Annotated in this window: 12 protein-coding genes, 1 other RNA gene and 3 pseudogenes; 12 read left to right on the plus strand and 4 right to left on the minus strand. The window is 66.0% G+C overall.

The features are described from left to right. Window positions 1-4: 4 nt before the first annotated feature. Complete coding sequence (locus WJW29_RS07910) at window positions 5-1,696, minus strand: penicillin-binding protein activator (RefSeq protein WP_027703224.1); 1,692 nt, start codon at window positions 1,694-1,696, stop codon at window positions 5-7. A gap of 120 nt (window positions 1,697-1,816) precedes the next feature. Between WJW29_RS07910 and rsmI the strand changes: the two genes are divergently transcribed. Together rsmI and rnpB are read left to right on the plus strand one after the other, a co-directional pair. After that, complete coding sequence (rsmI, locus tag WJW29_RS07915) at window positions 1,817-2,638, plus strand: 16S rRNA (cytidine(1402)-2'-O)-methyltransferase (RefSeq protein WP_011260241.1); 822 nt, start codon at window positions 1,817-1,819, stop codon at window positions 2,636-2,638. Window positions 2,639-2,784: 146 nt separating this feature from the next. Next, window positions 2,785-3,134, plus strand: an RNA gene (rnpB, locus tag WJW29_RS07920) — RNase P RNA component class A. Window positions 3,135-3,562: 428 nt separating this feature from the next. Here the strand turns inward: rnpB and WJW29_RS07925 are convergent. From WJW29_RS07925 to WJW29_RS07935, 3 genes and pseudogenes are all read right to left on the minus strand, one after another. Further along, a complete protein-coding gene (locus tag WJW29_RS07925) occupies window positions 3,563-3,880 on the minus strand; it encodes a CcdB family protein (RefSeq protein WP_024710422.1) in 318 nt (105 codons plus the stop codon). A 1-nt stretch (window position 3,881) separates the two neighbouring features. Further along, window positions 3,882-4,130, minus strand: a pseudogene (locus WJW29_RS07930) (type II toxin-antitoxin system CcdA family antitoxin); the annotation flags it as partial. Between the two features lie 48 nt (window positions 4,131-4,178). After that, the gene (locus WJW29_RS07935) at window positions 4,179-4,946 is read right to left on the minus strand and encodes an NRDE family protein (RefSeq protein ID WP_011260239.1); all 768 of its coding nucleotides are present in this window, start codon (window positions 4,944-4,946) and stop codon (window positions 4,179-4,181) included. 314 nt (window positions 4,947-5,260) lie between these two features. Between WJW29_RS07935 and mraZ the strand changes: the two genes are divergently transcribed. From mraZ to murG, 10 genes and pseudogenes are all read left to right on the plus strand, one after another. Next, on the plus strand, window positions 5,261-5,716 hold the full coding sequence (gene mraZ / locus WJW29_RS07940) for a division/cell wall cluster transcriptional repressor MraZ (protein ID WP_011260238.1): 456 nt from the start codon (window positions 5,261-5,263) through the stop codon (window positions 5,714-5,716). A gap of 14 nt (window positions 5,717-5,730) precedes the next feature. Further along, complete coding sequence (gene rsmH / locus WJW29_RS07945; protein ID WP_113084370.1) at window positions 5,731-6,774, plus strand: 16S rRNA (cytosine(1402)-N(4))-methyltransferase RsmH; 1,044 nt, start codon at window positions 5,731-5,733, stop codon at window positions 6,772-6,774. Then, entirely contained in the window at window positions 6,771-7,034 is a 264-nt protein-coding gene (ftsL, locus tag WJW29_RS07950; protein WP_011260236.1) for a cell division protein FtsL, read from the plus strand. Before rsmH ends, ftsL begins: the two co-directional genes overlap by 4 nt. Window positions 7,035-7,173: 139 nt before the next feature. Next, complete coding sequence (locus WJW29_RS07955; RefSeq protein WP_011409379.1) at window positions 7,174-9,042, plus strand: penicillin-binding protein 2; 1,869 nt, start codon at window positions 7,174-7,176, stop codon at window positions 9,040-9,042. An 8-nt stretch (window positions 9,043-9,050) separates the two neighbouring features. Beyond that, the gene (locus tag WJW29_RS07960; RefSeq protein ID WP_080494019.1) at window positions 9,051-10,526 is read left to right on the plus strand and encodes a UDP-N-acetylmuramoyl-L-alanyl-D-glutamate--2,6-diaminopimelate ligase; all 1,476 of its coding nucleotides are present in this window, start codon (window positions 9,051-9,053) and stop codon (window positions 10,524-10,526) included. Next, window positions 10,523-15,244 carry a type III secretion system effector avirulence protein AvrBs3 gene (avrBs3, locus tag WJW29_RS07965; protein WP_341899352.1) on the plus strand — a complete coding sequence of 1,574 codons (4,722 nt, stop codon included), beginning with the start codon at window positions 10,523-10,525 and terminating at the stop codon, window positions 15,242-15,244. Before WJW29_RS07960 ends, avrBs3 begins: the two co-directional genes overlap by 4 nt. Next, window positions 15,245-15,889 (plus strand): annotated as a pseudogene (locus WJW29_RS07970) (cyanophycin synthetase); the annotation flags it as partial. It lies immediately after the preceding gene. Next, entirely contained in the window at window positions 15,879-16,964 is a 1,086-nt protein-coding gene (gene mraY, locus WJW29_RS07975; RefSeq protein WP_011260232.1) for a phospho-N-acetylmuramoyl-pentapeptide-transferase, read from the plus strand. The pseudogene WJW29_RS07970 and the gene mraY, both read left to right, overlap by 11 nt. After that, complete coding sequence (gene ftsW / locus WJW29_RS07980; protein WP_011409377.1) at window positions 16,964-18,337, plus strand: putative lipid II flippase FtsW; 1,374 nt, start codon at window positions 16,964-16,966, stop codon at window positions 18,335-18,337. The genes mraY and ftsW overlap by 1 nt, the downstream gene beginning before the upstream one ends. After that, window positions 18,334-19,452: pseudogene (murG, locus tag WJW29_RS07985) on the plus strand (undecaprenyldiphospho-muramoylpentapeptide beta-N-acetylglucosaminyltransferase); the annotation flags it as partial. The gene ftsW and the pseudogene murG, both read left to right, overlap by 4 nt. Between the last annotated feature and the right edge of the window lie 91 nt (window positions 19,453-19,543).

Raw genomic sequence — 19,543 nt, forward strand, 5'->3', positions numbered from 1 at the left:
GGCCTCAGCGGCCGTCGGCGATCGGGGTCGGACGGCCACCGCTGAAGGTGGACCAGGCCGGCGTGCGCAGCACATTGCCGAAGCCATCCAGGTGCAAGGTGCCGGTGGCGCCGTGCAGGCCGCCATCGCTGCCGGTGGCGAGTTTTTCCAGGTACGCAGTGATCTTCCAGGCGTCGTAGCCGAATGCGAACAGGCGGGCGGCCGGGCCGCGTGCGCTGGGCAGGGTGCTGGCCACCTCGCTCACTGCCGGCAGGCCGGACACGCCCAGGACGGTCCACGTTTCGCTCGGGTAGACGATGCCATCCAGCACCAGATCGTCTTCGACCTTGCCGGTGCCGGCCACCAACTGCGATGTGCCCACGCGCGACTTGCCGGCGAACCCGGCCAGTGCCAGCTGCGGCGCCAGCGCACGTGCAGTGTTGCCGCGCACTGCCAGGAACACCGCATCGGCCGTGCCGTAATTGCGCAACTGCGCACCGATATCGCCCGGCGCATCGGCCACGCTGATGCTGCCGGCGACGGTGCCGCCGCGTTCGGTGAAGCGGTCGCGGAAGGCCTTGATGGTGCGCTTGCCGTTGTCGTCGCTGGTGCCGACGATCAGCACGTTGCGGCGTTCGCGCGAGAGCAGATATTCGGCGGCCATGATGCCGTCGTCTTCCGGCGCCAGCGAGAACCCGGCGCTGCCGCTGGGTGGGGCCTTGTTGTCGGTGGGGCGGTTGAGCGCCAGCACCGGCACCGCCAGCTGGCCGCGCGCGAACAGCGCGCTGACTTCGTCGCGCCCCAACGGGCCAACCACGTAATCCACCCCGGCACTCACGGCCTTGTCATAGGCGGCATTGGCACCGGCTGGCGTGCCGGCGGTGTCGAAGAATTGCACTTCCGGGCGACGGCGGGTTTCCGCGTAGTAGCCGGCCAGCAGGCCATCGCGCACCGGCGCGGCGACGGTGGCCAGGTTGCCGGTGATCGGCAACAGCACACCCAGCTTGACCGGTGGGCGGTAGCCATCGCGTTCGGCCGGCGGGCGCTTGCTGGTGTCGAAGCCCCACTGCGCATCGCGCTCGAACGCGCGCGGCAGTCCCAGACCGCGGCTGATCAACGCGCGCCCAGCGAAGTTGTACAGCGGGTCGCCGGCCGGCAGTGCGGCGGTGCGGCCCTTGAGGGTGGCGTCGTCGAGGGCGGCGAGCAGGCGCACGATCGCGCGCTGGTTCTCGCTGCGCGCGGTGCCGGTCAGGCTGGCATCGGCGCGCGCGCGGTTGGCGGCCGCGCCGAACAGGTCGCCGGTCGCTTCCAGTGCGGCGGTGCGTGCCATAAACCAACGCGTCTGCAGCGGCTGGGTCAGTCCCTGCGGGCTGTCGCCCAGCGCCTGTAACGCCTGCACACTCTGCTTGTCGATCACCGCCAACTCGCCGGTGAGCAGCCCGAAGCGGGCGCGTTCCTCGCCGCTCAGCTGGCGCGCGTTGACCTGCGCCAGCAACGTACGGGCACGCGCATCGTCGCCAGCGTCGTGCCAACCGAACGCGGCCGCAGCCAGCAATCGGCTGCGCTGCACTCCGCTGGCACTGGCGGCTTCGGCTTCCAGCTGCTGCGCGGCTTCGCGCGGCTCGCTCTGGTCCAGCAGCGCCAATGCCGCGCTCGGCGTCGGCGAAGCGGTCGGCGTGACGCTGCTGGTGGCGCAACCGGCGGCCAGCATCACCATCAGCGAGAGGGCGGAGATCCTTGCAACACGCTTGTTCATTTCAGATCCATTGGACAGGGGCCGCCAGGGCGGACTGTTAAAAACGCTACGATTCTACCCTTTGCCCCCGGAAAACCGCTGATGACGTCCCCTGGAACCCTGCACGTGGTCGCCACGCCGATCGGCAACCTGGCCGACCTGTCGCCGCGCGCGCAGGAGGTGCTGCGTGGCGTGGCCGCAATCTGCGCCGAGGACACCCGCCACACTCGCCAGTTGCTCAGCCATTTCAGCATCGACCGCCCACTGCTGGCTCTGCACGACCACAACGAAGAGGCCATGTCCGAACGCATCGTGGCACGCCTGCGCGAGGGCGAATCGCTGGCCATCGTCAGCGACGCCGGCACCCCGCTAGTGAGTGACCCTGGCTTCAAGCTGGTGCGCGCCGCCCGCGCCGCCGGCATCAAGGTCAGCCCCGTACCCGGCGCCTGTGCTGCGATTGCCGCGCTCAGCGTCGCCGGCCTGCCCAGCGACCGTTTTGGCTTCGAAGGATTTCTGCCGGCAAAGAGCGCCGCCCGCCGCGAGCGCCTGACGCGGCTGGCCGGCGAGACCCGTACCCTGGTGTTCTACGAATCGTCGCACCGCATCGTCGAATCACTGGCCGACCTGCGCTTGGCCTTCGGCGACGAACGCCCGGCGGTCATTGCCCGCGAGCTGACCAAACTGTTCGAAACCGTACTCGACGGCACCCTGGCGCAACTGCAGGCCCAGGTCGAAGCCGACGACAACCAGCGCAAGGGCGAGTTCGTGGTAATGGTGCAAGGTGCCGCCGATGCCGCCGACGGCCAGCTCGCCGAAGGCCGCCGCGTCTACGCCAAGCTCGCCGAACACCTGCCGCCGTCCACCGCCGCCAAGCTCGCGGCCGAGCTGACCGGCGCGCCGCGGAAGGCCTTGTATGGCGGCTAGGCTTGCCGTTGCAGGGCCGTGCCTGGAGGCGAATGTGGTTGGTCGGTACGGCTTCTCGCGCCCAGATGCGCTCCTACGGGGCAATGGCAAGCTTGAAATCGCCGTGCCGTTCTGCATGGTGGCGATAGCGTAGAATGCGCCCCGGCGGAGTCGGCCAGACAGTCGCGTCACTCGCAAGAGTGCCGAGGAAAGTCCGGGCTCCATAGGGCAAGGTGCCAGGTAACGCCTGGGCGGCGCAAGCCGACGGACAGTGCAACAGAAAGATACCGCCTACGTTCCTTTCGGGGAGCCGGTAAGGGTGAAATGGTGCGGTAAGAGCGCACCGCGAGTCCGGTAACGGACCGGCACGGCAAACCCCACCTGGAGCAAGACCAAATAGGGATCCATTGGCGTGGCCCGCGCTGGATCCGGGTAGGTTGCTTGAGCGCTGCGGTGACGTAGCGCCTAGACGAATGACTGTCCACGACAGAACCCGGCTTATCGGCCGGCTCCGCCGCCTTCTTTGGGCGTTCGCCCGTCGAAGGCGCCCACGCTTCGTACCGCCGTTGGCGTTACAAAACGCGGGTCCCGCTCCGGGCATGCCACGTCCTCGCGGCTGTCGCCGCTCCCCCTTGACTCAAGGGGGCTTGCAGGTAGGTAGTTGGTCGAGGCTCTCGCCACGCGCTGCCGCCTTCTTTGGGCGTTCGCCCTTCGAAGGTGTCCACGCTTCGTACCGCCGTTGGCGGTACAAAACGCGGGTCCCGCTCCGGGCATGCCACATCCCCGCGGCTGTCGCCGCGCCCCCTTGACTCAAGGGGGCTTGCAGGTAGGTAGTTGGTCGAGGCTCTCGCCACGCGATCGACTCCCTTCCACCGCGTGCGGGGGAAGGTGCCCGAAGGGCGGATGGGGGCACGCAATTCGAAATGCCTGCAACTGCGTTTGGCGCTAGCCGAACGAGCGGGTGAATAGCTCCTCCAGGGCGTCGATGATGAGTTGGCCCTGGTCTTTCAATGTGCCGGCAGGTTTGTTGAGCACGGCCAGCGGCACCGAAGTCGTTTCCAGCGGTTGCAGGATGACGCTGTGGCCGGCCACGGTGAGTTCCGGGGTGACGCGGGATGGGGTCGGGGACTGCGTGGACTTTCGGACCAGGGGGATGACGACGCGGCGTGGTGCGGCGTCGAAAATTTTCGACTGAACGACGACCACGTACGGGATGTTCTTGTTCTGGCCGACATTGGCGTAGACATCGAACTGGTCGGTCAATAAGTGTGGAGAACTCGTCGGCGAAGGAGCCGTGCGCCTCAGTGAAGGCCTTCCATTCGCTCGCGGCGCGTTGCAGCGCAAGCGCTCTTGCGCTGTGGCTGTCGCGTTCCTTGGTGACGTACTCGGCCAGCAGCGCTTCGACCTTTGCCGAGAGATTGCCGGTCAGCGTGCGGGCTTGCGCCGCCAGGTCGGCGTTGATGTTCAGATTCAGCGGCTTCTTCTGCGCAGAAACATCGTAGTAGCGGTTCATGCGCTGGCGCCCGGCTTATGCGCATGCGATGCGCATGATCCTGGAGTGTCAACGCGCTCCCGGGATCTCCAACCGGGTCTCGCCCTGGAAGAGCCCGTTTGGGCCGAAACGGCGTTCATGGATAAAGCCCTGCCCTCGATCGTCCACCGCCACGATGGTGCTGGCGCGGGTGCCGTAGCTGGGTCCGGTGATGAAGGCGGCCGAGAGCAGGCGTTCGATGGGCAGGTCCACGCCGGTCTGCGGTAGCGCAGCATCGGGGGCGATGGCCGGGTTGCCCAACGCAGCCCACAGTGGCTGAAGGTCTTCATTGCCGTGGGCGCACCAGTGGCGCAGCACCTCGGTCAGTGCGGCGGTTTTGGGCCACAGCGCGTCCAGCGGTCCGTTAGACATGCCATGGATGCCCGCCGCCAGTGGCCGCGCCAGCGAAGGGTGATTGCTCAGGTGCTCGCAGCGGTCGGCGTCGCACAGTAAGAAGTTGAAGGGTGGGAACGCGTGGGCGGCGCCGGCCAGTGCGTCGGCGTACGCGGTAGCGCCCAGGCTGCCGGACAGATAGTCGGCAATCAGATTCCCGCGCGAGCGCCCCGAGGCGGTGGCAAGCGGGGCGCGAACGTTGGTGACCACCGCAGCGCGGCCGTCCTGACCCAGGCCCACCCAGCTGCCGCCAGAGCGCAGGTCGCGGCCCGCAAGCACGTTCTCTGCCGGTGCCGCCCACTGCGCCAGCGCCGCGGTGGGGCGTTCGTGGAATTCATCGCGGTTGCCGGCTAGCAGCAGGCACCAGCGCGGATGGGTTTTCCAGGCAAGAGCGACCAGGCACATGGCGTCGATTGTCGCCGGTTTGCGCAGTTGCGGTCTGCCGCTGGCGCAGCGTGAAGTGAGACTGGGGTCGGGTTTACATGGTCTTCACGCCCCTGAATTTCCGTTCAATCTCAAAATCTGAGACGAAACAGCAACTTGTGGATAACCTTTGAACAAGTCTCTAAAGAGTGCTGCAACTCATTGATGCGACTAGCGATTTATGGACCTCAAAGTTGTTGACAACCTTTGATGCGCTGCTAAGGTGGGCAACGGAGGGAAAACCAGGTGTTTTGTGGTTTTTCGTGGTTCAATGATCCCCCAGCGGGTATTCGAGGTTGCATTCGGTGTTTCAGGGCGAGACTGCCATCACGGTGGACGACAAGGGGCGTATGGCGGTGCCAACCGCATACCGCGACCTCGTTACGCGTGTCAGCGGCAACCGCCTGGTACTCACCTACAACCCGTTCGAAGCCGGATGCCTGTGGCTGTACGCGGAAAAGGAGTGGGAACGGGTGCGCGACGATGTGATGTCCAAGCCCAATACCCAGCGCGTGATCCGCACGCTGCAGCAAAAACTGGTGGGTTCTTCGGCCGTGCTCGAGCTGGACGCCAATGGCCGTCTGAGCATCCCGGCCAGCCATCGCAATGCGGTTGGCATCGAGAAAAAAGCCGTGCTGCTGGGTATGGGCGACAAATTCGAACTCTGGAGCGAGCAGGCACATCGCGCACTGATCCAGCAGACATTGTCTGACGGGGATCTGGGCGATGAATTGCTCGATCTCAGGTTGTGAGCCGGGGTGCCCGGATGCGCGGTGAAGCGCAGCCCGGTCACCCGGTGTCGCAGCCGCCGGCGGCCCATGTGCCGGTGCTCTACACGCAGGTTCTGGATGGCCTGCAAGTGACCGAAAACGGAACCTATCTCGATGGCACGTTCGGACGTGGCGGACACGCACGCGGCGTGCTGGAACACCTTGGCCCGGGAGGTCGACTGCTGGTGATGGACAAGGACCCTGAAGCGATCGCAGTGGCCGAACAGACGTTCGGTGGCGATGCGCGCGTGTCCATCCATCGCGGTAGTTTCGCCGGGCTCGGTCAGGTGGTTGCCGCTGCCACTGTCGACGGCATCCTGCTGGATCTGGGCGTGTCTTCGCCGCAGCTGGAGGTGGCCGGGCGCGGTTTCAGCTTCGGCAAGGACGGCCCGCTGGACATGCGCATGGACCCGGACAGCGGCCAGAGCGCGGCGCAGTGGCTGGCGCAGGCGACCGATCGCGAGATCGCCGATGTGCTGTGGACCTATGGCGAAGAACGCCAGAGCCGCCGCATCGCGCGCGCCATCGTGGCGCGCCGCGCCGAACAGCCGCTGCTGCGCACCGCCCAACTGGCCGATCTGATCGCCTCGGTGATGCCGCGCGGCGACAGCAAGACCCACCCGGCCACACGCAGCTTTCAGGCGATCCGCATCTACATCAATCGCGAACTCGACGATCTGGAAACCGGCCTGGATGCAGCGCTTGCCGCGCTCAAGCCCGGCGGCCGGCTGGCGGTGATCAGCTTCCATTCGCTGGAAGATCGCATCGTCAAACAATTCATGGCCCGCTACGCCAAGGCCCCGCCGAGCAATCGCCGCCTGCCCGAAGCGCAGCCGTTCGTGCCGACGCTGCAATTGGTGAGCGGCGCGATCAAGGCCGACGACGCCGAATTGAACGTCAACCCACGCGCCCGCAGCGCGGTGCTGCGGGTGGCTGAAAAGTTGGAATTGGGGATTGGGGATTCGGGATTGGAGAGGCGCTCTGGGCGAATCCCCAATCCCCAATCCCCAATCCCGGCGTCTCAAGGAGACGCCCGATGAGCCGCCTGCTGCTCCTCGTGCTGCTTGCCTGCAGCATCGCGTCGGCGATCGGTGTCGTGTACATGCGCCACATGCATCGCAAGCTGTTCGTGCAGTTGTCCAAGCTCGAACACACGCGCGACGAGTTGAATATCGAATTCGGCCGGCTGCAGCTGGAGCAGGCCACGTGGGCGGAAAGCAATCGGGTCGATCAGGTCGCGCGTGCGCGTATCGGGATGAAGTTCCCGGAGACCAACGACATCGTGGTGATACGCCCATGACAAAGCAGAAGAGCATCTGTTTTGCACAGCAAAGCAGCACGCAGGGTGGCGCACACGAATGTGCGCCAACGACAAAACGGCAGGACAGCCGTTTTGCACAGCGAAGCTGCCCGCCGGGTGGCGCACAGGGATGGGCGCCATGAAAACCGGCCGTAACCGCACTCGCAGCAATTTCAATCTCCGTGGTCGCCTGACCCTGGTCGGCATCGCCTTGGGCTTGTGCTCGGTGACGTTGATCGGGCGCGCCGCGTTCGTGCAGCTGGTCAACCGCGATTTCTATCAGCGTCAGGGCGAAGCGCGTTACTTGCGCGAACTGCCTATCGCCACCTCGCGCGGCATGATCACCGACCGCAACGGCGAGCCGCTGGCGGTGTCCACGCCGGTGGAATCGATCTGGGTTAATCCGCAGGAATTGCTGCGCAACCCGGACCGCATTCCCGAGCTGGCCAAGGCGCTCGGACAGCCGCTGGACGAATTGAACGCCAAGCTGGCACAGAAGGCCGGCAAGGAATTCATGTACCTGCAGCGCCGCATCAATCCGGACAAGGCGCATGCGATTGTCGATCTGAAAATTCCCGGCGTGTTCTCGCAGCGCGAGTTCCGTCGCTTCTATCCGCAAGGCGAAGCGATGGCCCACGTGCTGGGCTTCACCAACATCGACGACCGCGGGCAGGAGGGCCTTGAATTGGCCTTCGACGAATGGCTGCGCGGCAAGCCCGGTTCCAAGAAGGTGGTGCGCGATGCGCGAGGCGCCATCGTGGAAAGCGTGGACCTGGTGCGTCCGGCGCAACCGGGCAAGGACCTGACGCTGAGCATCGACCGCCGCATCCAGTTCCTGGCCTACAAGGAACTGCGTAACGCCCTGGTCGAAAACAACGCAGCAGGCGGTTCGATGGTGGTGATGGACGTGGCCACTGGCGAAGTGCTGGCGATGGTCAACCTGCCCACCTACAACCCGAATTCGGTCACCGGCATCAACCCGTCGGCGCGCCGCAACCGCGCGGTCACCGATCTGGTCGAGCCGGGTTCGACGATGAAGCCGCTGACCGTGGCCACCGCGCTGACTGCCGGCGTGGTGACCAAGGACACCGTCATCGATACCAACCCCGGCTACATGTCGGTGGGGCGCTTCACCATTCGCGATGTGCCACACAATAACGGCGTGCTCAATGTCACTGGCGTGATCACCCGCAGCTCGAACATCGGTGCGGCCAAGATCGCCGCCAAGGTGCCGGACCAGACCTTCTATCAGTCGATCCGCAACTTCGGTTACGGCAGTGCGCCGCATAGCGGATTTCCTGGTGAATCGGCCGGTGTGGTGTTGCAGCCGGCACGCTGGAGCGGCCCGTCCAAGACCACGATGTCGTATGGCTACGGCCTGTCGGTGACGCCGCTGCAGATTGCGCAGGCGTACGCCACGCTGGGCAACGGCGGCAAGCTCACCCCGCCCACCTTCGTGCGCGGCCAGCACAACGAAACCCGTCAGGTGATCACGCCGGAAGTGGCGCGGCAGGTCATCGACATGATGGAAACCGTGGTCACCCAAGGCGGCGCCAAGGGCGCGGCGATCCTGGGCTATCACGTCGCCGGCAAGACCGGTACCGCGCGCAAGAACGGCGCCAGCGGCTACGAGCGCGGGCATTACAACGCGCTGTTCGCGGGTCTGGTACCTGCCACGCGCCCGCGCTTTGCCACCGTCATCGTGATCAACGATCCGCAGGGCAAGGTGTACTACGGCGGCCTGGTGTCGGCGCCGGTGTTCCACAAGGTGATGGAAGGCGCGCTGCGCTTGATGGACGTGCCGCCGGACGACATCCAGTCATGGCTGGCCGCACAGGCTGCCGGCAAGACCGGCCAGCCCATGGTCAAGCCGCAGTCGGCCGATCTGGATCCGGCGCTGGTGCCGGACCCGGTGGACGAAGTGTCTGCCGGCATCCCGACCGCACTGGCGCCTGCGCCGGCCGCCGCGCCAGCGCAGCCCGCGCCGTTGCAGGAGAGCCGCCAGTGAGCCGTTCCATGGCGCTTTCGCAGTTGCTGCCGGACGTGGCGCTGCCGCACGACGTGCAGGTCTCCGGTCTGGTGATGGATAGCCGTACCGTTGCTCCGGGCGATGCGTTCGTGGCGATCGCCGGCTTCGGTGCGCATGGCCTGGGCTTTGTCGAACAAGCGCGCGCCAATGGCGCAACAGCGGTGTTGTTCGAGCCGCCGGCTCCGGACGGTCTGCCGGTCCCCGTCGATGCGATTGCCGTGCCCGGTTTGCGCGCGCGCCTTGGCGTGATGGCCGATCAATTTCATGGCCGGCCGTCGCATGCAATGCGCATGGTCGGCGTCACTGGCACCAATGGCAAGACCTCCACCGTACAGTTGCTGGCGCAGGCGCTGACGCTGCTCGGTACGCCCACCGGCACGCTCGGCACCCTTGGCGTCGGTCTGTATGGTGCGGCCGTGTCGACCGGTTTCACCACGCCGCTGGTGCTGCCCACGCATGCGTTGCTGGCGCAGTTGCGCGATGAGGGCGCGCAGGCGGTGGCGATGGAGGTCAGCTCGCACGCGCTCGATCAGGGCCGCGTGGATGCGGTGCATTTCGACGTCGCGGTGTTCACCAATCTCACCCGCGATCATCTCGATTACCACGGCGAGATGGCGCAATACGGCGCCGCGAAGGCCAAGCTGTTCACCCGCCCTGGCTTGAAAGCCGCCGTGGTGAATCTGGACGATGGCTTCGGCCGCACGCTGTTCGCTTCGCGCGATCCCGTGCTGCGCGCGATCGGCGTGAGCTCGCGCGCACATGCCGATGCCAGCGTGAGCGCGCAGGCATTGCAGCTGGACCACAACGGCATCAACTTCGCCCTGAATATCCAGGGCGAAGTGCATCCGGTGCATTCGCCGTTGCTGGGCCGCTTCAACGTGGACAACCTGCTGGCCGTGGCCGGCGCGTTGTGGGCGCTGGACATCGCACCCGCGCAGATCGCCACCGTGCTCGGTCAGTTGCAGCCGATCCATGGCCGCATGAACCGTCTCGGTGGCGCACATGGCGCACCATTGGTGGTGGTCGATTACGCACACACCCCGGATGCGCTGGAACAGGCATTGAGCAGCCTGCGTTCGCATGCGCAGGACCGGCTGATCTGCGTGTTCGGCTGCGGTGGTGAACGTGACACCGGCAAACGCCCGCAGATGGCGGCGATTGCAGAACTCAACGCCGATGTGGCAATCGTCACCGACGACAACCCGCGTGGCGAAGATGGCGATGCGATTGTGGCCGATATCCTGCGCGGCTTCGCGCGCCCGGATGCCGCCATCGTACAGCGCGACCGCGCCGCAGCGATCCATCAGGCCATCGCCATGGCCAGCGCGTCCGACATCGTGTTGATCGCCGGCAAGGGACACGAGCCATACCAAGAAGTTGCCGGCGTGCGGCATGCCTTCGACGACGCCATCGTGGCGGCGCAGGCGCTGCTGCCGCGCACCGTGTTGGGAGTGCGCCCATGAAGCTCACCCCACTGTCATTGATTGCGCATTGGGCCGGCGGCGAACTGCATGGCGACGACGCCATGATCGATGCGGTCGGCAACGACACCCGCACGCTCGCCAATGGCAGCCTGTATAGCGCGCTGCGCGGCGAGCGTTTCGATGGACATGACTTTGCCGCCGACGCCGTCGCGCGTGGGGCCAGCGGATTGCTGGTGGAGCGCCTGCTGCCGGCGCTGAGCGTACCGCAGGTGGTGGTGAAAGATACCGAGCTGGCACTGGCGCGGATTGCTGCCAGTATGCAGCGCGACCGCGTCACGCGCGTGCTCGCGTTGACCGGTTCCAACGGCAAGACCAGCGTCAAGGCGCTGCTGCTGTCGATCCTGCAGGAAGCCGGGCGCGTGGAGGGCACGACCGTGTACGCCACGCCGGGCAACCGCAACAACGAGATCGGTTTGCCGCTGGCCGTGATTGCCGCGCCTGACGATGCGGACTTTGCGATCTACGAAATGGGTGCAGGCAAGCCGGGCGATATTGCCTATCTGACCGATATCGCGCAGCCGCATGTCGCGCTGGTCAACAACATCGCGCCCGCCCATCTGGAACGCCTGGGCAGCTTGCTCGGCGTTGCACAGACCAAGGGCGCCATCTACGCCGCGCTGCCCGCCGATGGCGTGGCCGTGATCAATGCCGATGACGCTTTTGGCATGTGGTTCGAGCAGCAGTTGCAGGCGCAGCCGGCGCAGGGACGTTGCATCGTGCGCTACGGCTTGCAGATCGGTGCCGATATCACGGCGCGTGAGCTGCAACTGCAGGCTGGCGCTGCGCAGTTCACCTTGGTGACCCCGCAGGGCGAAGCGCAGGTTGCACTGCCGTTGCCGGGCATGGATCCCATTCGTTCGCGCACGCCAAGTCCTGCCCGCGAGCTTCTGCCCGGACCCCAACCGGATAGGGTTCAGCCGACTGCAGATCGGGGGGGGGCTCCGCCTGCTGGCGGCCCCCTGGATGGCTTGCCCGCTCGGCGGACGATGTCCCGGACCCGGCTGCCATCTCCCCCTGCGCCCTCGCCTGCGTTCTCGGCGGGCAGCTTCAGCGATCTGCTCCGTCAGTTCGATCCGTCGCTTCTTGATACATCGCTTCTTGATTCGATGCCTGCCGTCGGCACGCCGCATACAGCGGCTGCCCCAGCAGAGTGCGATGAGGTGCAATCGGGTCTGCGTGCAGCCGATGACCCGCCACCCACCGTGCGTGTCGCTGTCACTGCCGCGCGGCCGCCGCGCGCCAAGCCGGCCCCGCGACGGCGTGCGGCGCAACCCTCCGACGCTTCGCCGGCCGCGCAGGTGGATCTACGCACGCTCGGCTACAGTCAGCAGCAGCAAGAGAAGATCAAACCGAAGGTGCGTTCGACAGTGGCGCAGCACCACGAGGCACTGGTGGGCCATGGGTTTACACACGCGCACATCGTTGCGCTCAGCCAACACCCGGCAGCGTTAGGGACCGTTGCTGTCACGTATCAGGACATAATCAGGGCGTTGCCAGAGGCGACACACGAAGACATCGTTGGCGTCGGCAAACAGTGGTCCGGCGCACGCGCCCTGGAGGCCTTGCTCACGGAGGCGAGGGAGTTGAGAGGTCCGCCGTTACAGTTGGACACAGGCCAACTTCTCAAGATTGCAAAACGTGGAGGCGTGACCGCAGTGGAGGCAGTGCATGCATGGCGCAATGCACTGACGGGTGCCCCCCTGAACCTGACCCCGGACCAAGTGGTGGCCATCGCCAGCAATATTGGCGGCAAGCAGGCGCTGGAGACGGTGCAGCGGCTGTTGCCGGTGCTGTGCCAGGACCATGGCCTAACCCCGGACCAGGTCGTGGCCATCGCCAGCAATGGCGGCAAGCAGGCGCTGGAGACGGTGCAACGGCTGTTGCCGGTGCTGTGCCAGGCCCATGGCCTGACCCCGGACCAGGTGGTGGCCATCGCCAGCAATATTGGCGGCAAGCAGGCGCTGGAGACGGTGCAGCGGCTGTTGCCGGTGCTGTGCCAGGACCATGGCCTGACCCCGGACCAGGTGGTGGCCATCGCCAGCCATGGCGGCGGCAAGCAGGCGCTGGAGACGGTGCAGCGGCTGTTGCCGGTGCTGTGCCAGGACCATGGCCTGACCCCGGACCAGGTGGTGGCCATCGCCAGCAATATTGGCGGCAAGCAGGCGCTGGAGACGGTGCAGCGGCTGTTGCCGGTGCTGTGCCAGGACCATGGCCTGATCCCGGACCAGGTGGTGGCCATCGCCAGCAATATTGGCGGCAAGCAGGCGCTGGAGACGGTGCAGCGGCTGTTGCCGGTGCTGTGCCAGGACCATGGCCTGACCCCGGACCAGGTGGTGGCCATCGCCAGCAATAGTGGCGGCAAGCAGGCGCTGGAGACGGTGCAGCGGCTGTTGCCGGTGCTGTGCCAGGCCCATGGCCTGACCCCAGACCAAGTGGTGGCCATCGCCAGCCACGATGGCGGCAAGCAGGCGCTGGAGACGGTGCAGCGGCTGTTGCCGGTGCTGTGCCAGGACCATGGCCTGACCCCGGCCCAAGTGGTGGCCATCGCCAGCAATAACGGCGGCAAGCAGGCGCTGGAGACGGTGCAGCGGCTGTTGCCGGTGCTGTGCCAGGCCCATGGCCTGACCCCAGACCAAGTGGTGGCCATCGCCAGCCACGATGGCGGCAAGCAGGCGCTGGAGACGGTGCAGCGGCTGTTGCCGGTGCTGTGCCAGGACCATGGCCTGACCCCGGCCCAAGTGGTGGCCATCGCCAGCAATAGTGGCGGCAAGCAGGCGCTGGAGACGGTGCAGCGGCTGTTGCCGGTGCTGTGCCAGGACCATGGCCTGACCCCGGACCAGGTGGTGGCCATCGCCAGCAATGGCGGCGGCAAGCAGGCGCTGGAGACGGTGCAGCGGCTGTTGCCGGTGCTGTGCCAGGACCATGGCCTGACCCCGGACCAGGTCGTGGCCATCGCCAGCAGTAGCGGCGGCAAGCAGGCGCTGGAGACGGTGCAGCGGCTGTTGCCGGTGCTGTGCCAGGACCATGGCCTGACCCCGGACCAGGTGGTGGCCATCGCCAGCCACGATGGCGGCAAGCAGGCGCTGGAGACGGTGCAGCGGCTGTTGCCGGTGCTGTGCCAGGACCATGGCCTGACCCCGGACCAGGTGGTGGCCATCGCCAGCAATATTGGCGGCAAGCAGGCGCTGGAGACGGTGCAGCGGCTGTTGCCGGTGCTGTGCCAGGACCATGGCCTGACCCCGGACCAGGTGGTGGCCATCGCCAGCAATATTGGCGGCAAGCAGGCGCTGGAGACGGTGCAGCGGCTGTTGCCGGTGCTGTGCCAGGACCATGGCCTGACCCCGGACCAGGTGGTGGCCATCGCCAACAATAACGGCGGCAAGCAGGCGCTGGAGACGGTGCAGCGGCTGTTGCCGGTGCTGTGCCAGGACCATGGCCTGACCCCGGACCAGGTGGTGGCCATCGCCAGCAATATTGGCGGCAAGCAGGCGCTGGAGACGGTGCAGCGGCTGTTGCCGGTGCTGTGCCAGGACCATGGCCTGACCCCGGCCCAGGTGGTGGCCATCGCCAACAATAACGGCGGCAAGCAGGCGCTGGAGACGGTGCAGCGGCTGTTGCCGGTGCTGTGCCAGGACCATGGCCTGACCCCGGACCAGGTGGTGGCCATCGCCAGCAATATTGGCGGCAAGCAGGCGCTGGAGACGGTGCAGCGGCTGTTGCCGGTGCTGTGCCAGGACCATGGCCTGACCCCGGACCAGGTGGTGGCCATCGCCAGCAATGGCGGCGGCAAGCAGGCGCTGGAGAGCATTGTTGCCCAGTTATCTCGCCCTGATCCGGCGTTGGCCGCGTTGACCAACGACCACCTCGTCGCCTTGGCCTGCCTCGGCGGACGTCCTGCCCTGGATGCAGTGAAAAAGGGATTGCCGCACGCGCCGGAATTGATCAAAAGAATCAATCGCCGCATTCCCGAACGCACGTCCCATCGCGTTGCCGACCTCCCCGAACGCACGTCCCATCGCGTTGCCGACCTCGCGCACGTGGTGCGCGTGCTTGGTTTTTTCCAGAGCCACTCCCACCCAGCGCAAGCATTCGATGACGCCATGACGCAGTTCGGGATGAGCAGGCACGGGTTGGTACAGCTCTTTCGCAGAGTGGGCGTCACCGAATTCGAAGCCCGCTGCGGAACACTCCCCCCAGCCTCGCAGCGTTGGGACCGTATCCTCCAGGCATCAGGGATGAAAAGGGCCAAACCGTCCCCTACTTCAGCTCAAACGCCGGATCAGGCGTCTTTGCATGCATTCGCCGATTCGCTGGAGCGTGACCTTGATGCGCCCAGCCCAATGCACGAGGGAGATCAGACGCGGGCAAGCAGCCGTAAACGGTCCCGATCGGATCGTGCTGTCACCGGCCCCTCCACACAGCAATCTTTCGAGGTGCGCGTTCCCGAACAGCACGATGCGCTGCATTTGCCCCTCAGCTGGAGGGTAAAACGCCCGCGTACCAGGATCGGGGGCGGCCTCCCGGATCCTGGTACGCCCATCGCTGCCGACCTGGCAGCGTCCAGCACCGTGATGTGGGAACAAGATGCGGCCCCCTTCGCAGGGGCAGCGGATGATTTCCCGGCATTCAACGAAGAGGAGCTCGCATGGTTGATGGAGCTATTGCCTCAGTCAGGCTCAGTCGGAGGGACGATCTGACGCCACAACGTGCTCAACGCCTTGGCGGCAACCGGTCTGGCACTTGGTGCCGGCATCGCCTTGCCGGTGATCGCGGCCGGTCTGGCGCAGGCGCATCCGGTGGCCGGTCGGCAAATCGCGCAGACCTTACCGAGTGGCGCGGTGCTGATCGACGACAGCTACAACGCCAACCCTGGCTCGCTGGATGCGGCCATCGATGCGTTGGCCGCCGCACCCGGCGAAGGCTGGCTGGTGCTCGGCGACATGCGCGAACTCGGCGCCGAAGGCCTCGCATTGCATGCCGCTGCCGGACGTCGCGCACGCGCGGCCAAGCTGCAGCGGCTGTACGCGCTGGGCGAGCTCAGCGCCGCCGCGGCGCAGGCATTTGGCGACGGCGGCCGCGTGTTCGCCACACACGGCGAGTTGATCGACGCCTTGCAGGCAGATCTGGTCGATACCGCCAGCCGGGAAACAAGCACACAGCAACACGCATCGGGAAATACGCAGGAACATGCAGTGATTCACCAACAGAAATCGCCGTCCACGGCCGCTCTTTCAGGTGCCGCCTCCATCACGATCCTGGTGAAGGGTTCGCGCGGCAGCGCGATGGACCGCGTCGTCACCGCGCTGCTCGCATCGGCGGAGGGCGCATCCCATGCTGCTTGAGCTGGCCCGTTGGCTGCAGCAACTGGAGAGCCTGTTCGGGCTGTTCAACTATTTGACCTTCCGCGGCATTTTGGCTGCGTTGACCGCGCTGTTCCTGTCGTTGTGGATGGGCCCTGCGGTGATCCGCAAGCTCGCCCAGTTCAAGGGCGGCCAGCCGATCCGCCAGGACGGCCCGCAGACGCATTTTTCCAAGGCCGGCACGCCGACCATGGGCGGCTCGCTGATCCTGCTCACCGTCACCTTGTCGGTGCTGCTGTGGGGCGACCTGCGTAATCGCTATGTGTGGTTGGTGCTGGCGGTGATGATCTGCTTCGGTGCGATCGGCTGGTACGACGACTGGATCAAGATCGTGCGTCGCGACCCGAATGGGTTGAAATCGCGCTGGAAGTATCTGCTGCAGTCGATCTTCGGCCTGGCGGCCGGCTTGTTCCTGTACTACACCGCCGACGTCCCGGCGGCGATCACGTTTTACATCCCGATGTTCAAGTCCATCGCGCTGCCGCTGGTCGGCGTGAGCTTCGTGGTGATCGCCTACTTCTGGATCGTGGGTTTCTCCAATGCAGTGAACCTCACCGACGGCCTGGATGGTTTGGCCATCATGCCGACCGTGCTGGTGGCCTGCGCGCTGGGGGTGTTCGCGTATGCGTCGGGCAACGTGGTGTTTGCCGAATACCTGAAAATCCCGCTGATTCCCGGCGCTGGCGAGCTGATCATCATCTGCTCGGCGATCGCCGGGGCAGGGTTGGGCTTTCTCTGGTTCAACACCTACCCTGCAATGGTGTTCATGGGCGACATCGGCGCGCTGTCGCTGGGCGCGGTGCTCGGCACCATCGCGGTGATCGTGCGTCAGGAAATGGTGCTGGTGATCATGGGCGGCGTGTTCGTGATCGAAACGCTGTCGGTGATCATCCAGGTGGCCAGCTTCAAGCTGACCGGCAAGCGCGTGTTCCGCATGGCGCCGATCCACCACCATTTCGAACTCAAGGGTTGGCCGGAGCCGCGCGTGATCGTGCGTTTCTGGATCATTTCGGTGGTGCTGGTGCTGATCGGCCTTGCCACGTTGAAGGTGCGCTGATGAACGACATGTCCCGCCAGGCCACACGACTGGACGCCATCGGCGGCCGCTACGATCCGTGGCTGCTCGGGGCCGCGGTCACGCTCGCCTCGCTGGGCGTGGTGATGGTGGCGTCCAGCTCGATCGAGCTGGAAGCCAGCCCGTTCTACTACCTGACCCGCCACTTGCTGTTCCTGGGGGGCGGCATCGCGCTGGCGTTCTGGGCAATGCGCACCGAGCTCAAGACCATCGAACAGCATAACCAGATGCTGTTGCTGGCCTGCTTTGTGCTGCTCGTCGTGGTGTTCGTGCCTGGCCTGGGCAGCACCGTCAATGGCGCCAAGCGCTGGATCAACCTGGGCGTGTCGCGGTTTCAGGTGGTCGAATCGGTGAAAGTGTTCTACATCATCTGGCTTGCGAGCTATCTGGTGCGTTTCCGCGACGAGGTCAACGCGACCTGGCAGGCGATGCTCAAACCGGTGTTCGTGGTCGGCCTCTTGGTCGGCCTGTTGCTGCTGCAGCCGGACTTCGGCTCCTCGATGCTGCTGCTGAGCGTGACCGCCTGCATGCTTGTGCTGGGCGGTGCGCCGATCGGGCGCATCATCCTGCCGATCCTGCTGTTGCTGCCGGCATTGGTGGCATTGGTGATCTTCGAGCCGTACCGCATGCGGCGCGTGACCTCCTTCATGGACCCGTGGGTGGATCAGTTGGGCTCGGGCTACCAACTGTCCAACGCCCTGATGGCCATCGGTCGCGGTCAGTGGACCGGCGTAGGCCTGGGCGCCTCGGTACAGAAGCTCAACTATCTGCCCGAATCGCACACCGACTTCATCTTTTCGGTGATCGCCGAGGAACTGGGCTTTGTGGGTGTGTGCGGCGTGATCGGGTTGTACGCGCTGCTGGTCGGTCGCGCCTTCTGGCTGGGCATGCGCTGCGTGGAAATGAAGCGGCATTTCTCCGGCTACATCGCCTTCGGCATCGGCCTGTGGATCGCAATGCAGAGCTTCGTGTCGATCGGCGTCAACCTGGGCATCCTGCCGACCAAGGGGCTGACCCTGCCGCTGATTTCGTCAGGCGGTTCATCGGTGCTGATGACCTGTCTTGCGATGGGTGTGCTGCTGCGGGTGTCCTACGAGGCCGATCGCGCCGAGCGCCTGCGCAGCAAGTTGTCTCCGCAGGGCGCGGCCATCTCGCCAGGTGAGCCAGCCGAGCCGGTGGTCGATGCGGTACCGCCGGCCTACGCGCCTGCGCGCAAGCCGCAACGCGACACTGCCGCTGCGCCCGCACCTGCCGCCGCCCCGGTTGCCGCCCATGTAGCACCGGCATCGGCCATCCTGCGCGGCACCAGCCGCATGCAACCGCGTGTGGAACCGACGTTTGGGAGGATTGCGTGAGCGTTTATGCGCATCTCTCGCAAACGCCCGCACATCCATCTGCGCGTATTCAGCCGGTGATGATTCTGGCCGGCGGCACCGGTGGGCATATTTTCCCGGGACTGGCCGTGGCCAAGGTGCTGCGCGCGCGCGGCGTGCCGGTGACCTGGCTGGGTGCCGATGGCGCGATGGAAACCCGCCTGGTGCCGCAGCACGACATTCCCATCGATACGCTGGCCATCACCGGCCTGCGCGGCAAAGGCATGGTGAAGTTGCTCGGCGCGCCGCTGCGGGTAATGCGCGCAGTGCGCGCCGCAGGCTTTGTGCTGCGCAAGCGCCAGCCGCGTGCGGTGATCAGTTTTGGCGGCTTTGCTGCCGGTCCGGGCGGGCTGGCTGCGCGCTTGCTCGGTGCGCCGTTGCTGGTGCACGAACAGAATCGCGCACCTGGCATGACAAACAAGGTGTTGTCGCGTTTCGCGCGCCGCGTGCTGACCGGCTTTCCGGGCAGCTTTGCTGGCGAAGAAGCGGTAGGCAACCCAGTGCGTGCAGAAATCGCTGCACTGCCTGCGCCGGCTGACCGTTTGGTCGGTCGCACCGGCCCGGTATGCGTCTTGGTGCTGGGCGGAAGCCAGGGCGCGCGCGTGTTGAATCAGGCGGTGCCGACAGCGCTGGCCGCACTCGGTCATCCGGATGTCGAGGTTCGCCATCAGTGCGGCGAAAAGCTGCGCGCCGAAGCCGAGGTGGCGTATGCACAGGCCAGCGTCAACGCCAGCGTCGAACCCTTTATCGCCGACATGGCTGCGGCCTATGCGTGGGCCGATCTGGTGGTGTGCCGTGCCGGGGCTTCCACGCTTGCAGAGCTGTGCGCCGCCGGTGTCGGCAGCGTGCTGGTGCCGTTTGCCGCCGCCGTGGACGACCATCAAACCCGCAATGCCGAATATCTGGTTGGGGCCGACGCCGCCGTGCTGCTCAAGCAGGACGACAGCCTGGCAGTGCGCTTGCAGCAGGTGTTGCAGACGTTGCTCACCGACCCGGCCCGTCGCCTGTCGATGGCCAACGCCGCACGCACCCTGGCCAAGCCGGACGCCGCCGAGCGCATCGCCGACATCATTCTTCAGGAGGCCGGGACTGGGGATCGCCAGCCTCCGGCTGTCGAAGAGCGAGCGGGATTCGGGATTGGTAAAGAGCAACAGCACAAGCAGGACAGCATGCAGAACTCCGTTGATG

This window comes from Xanthomonas sp. JL1 (genome assembly GCF_038405005.1).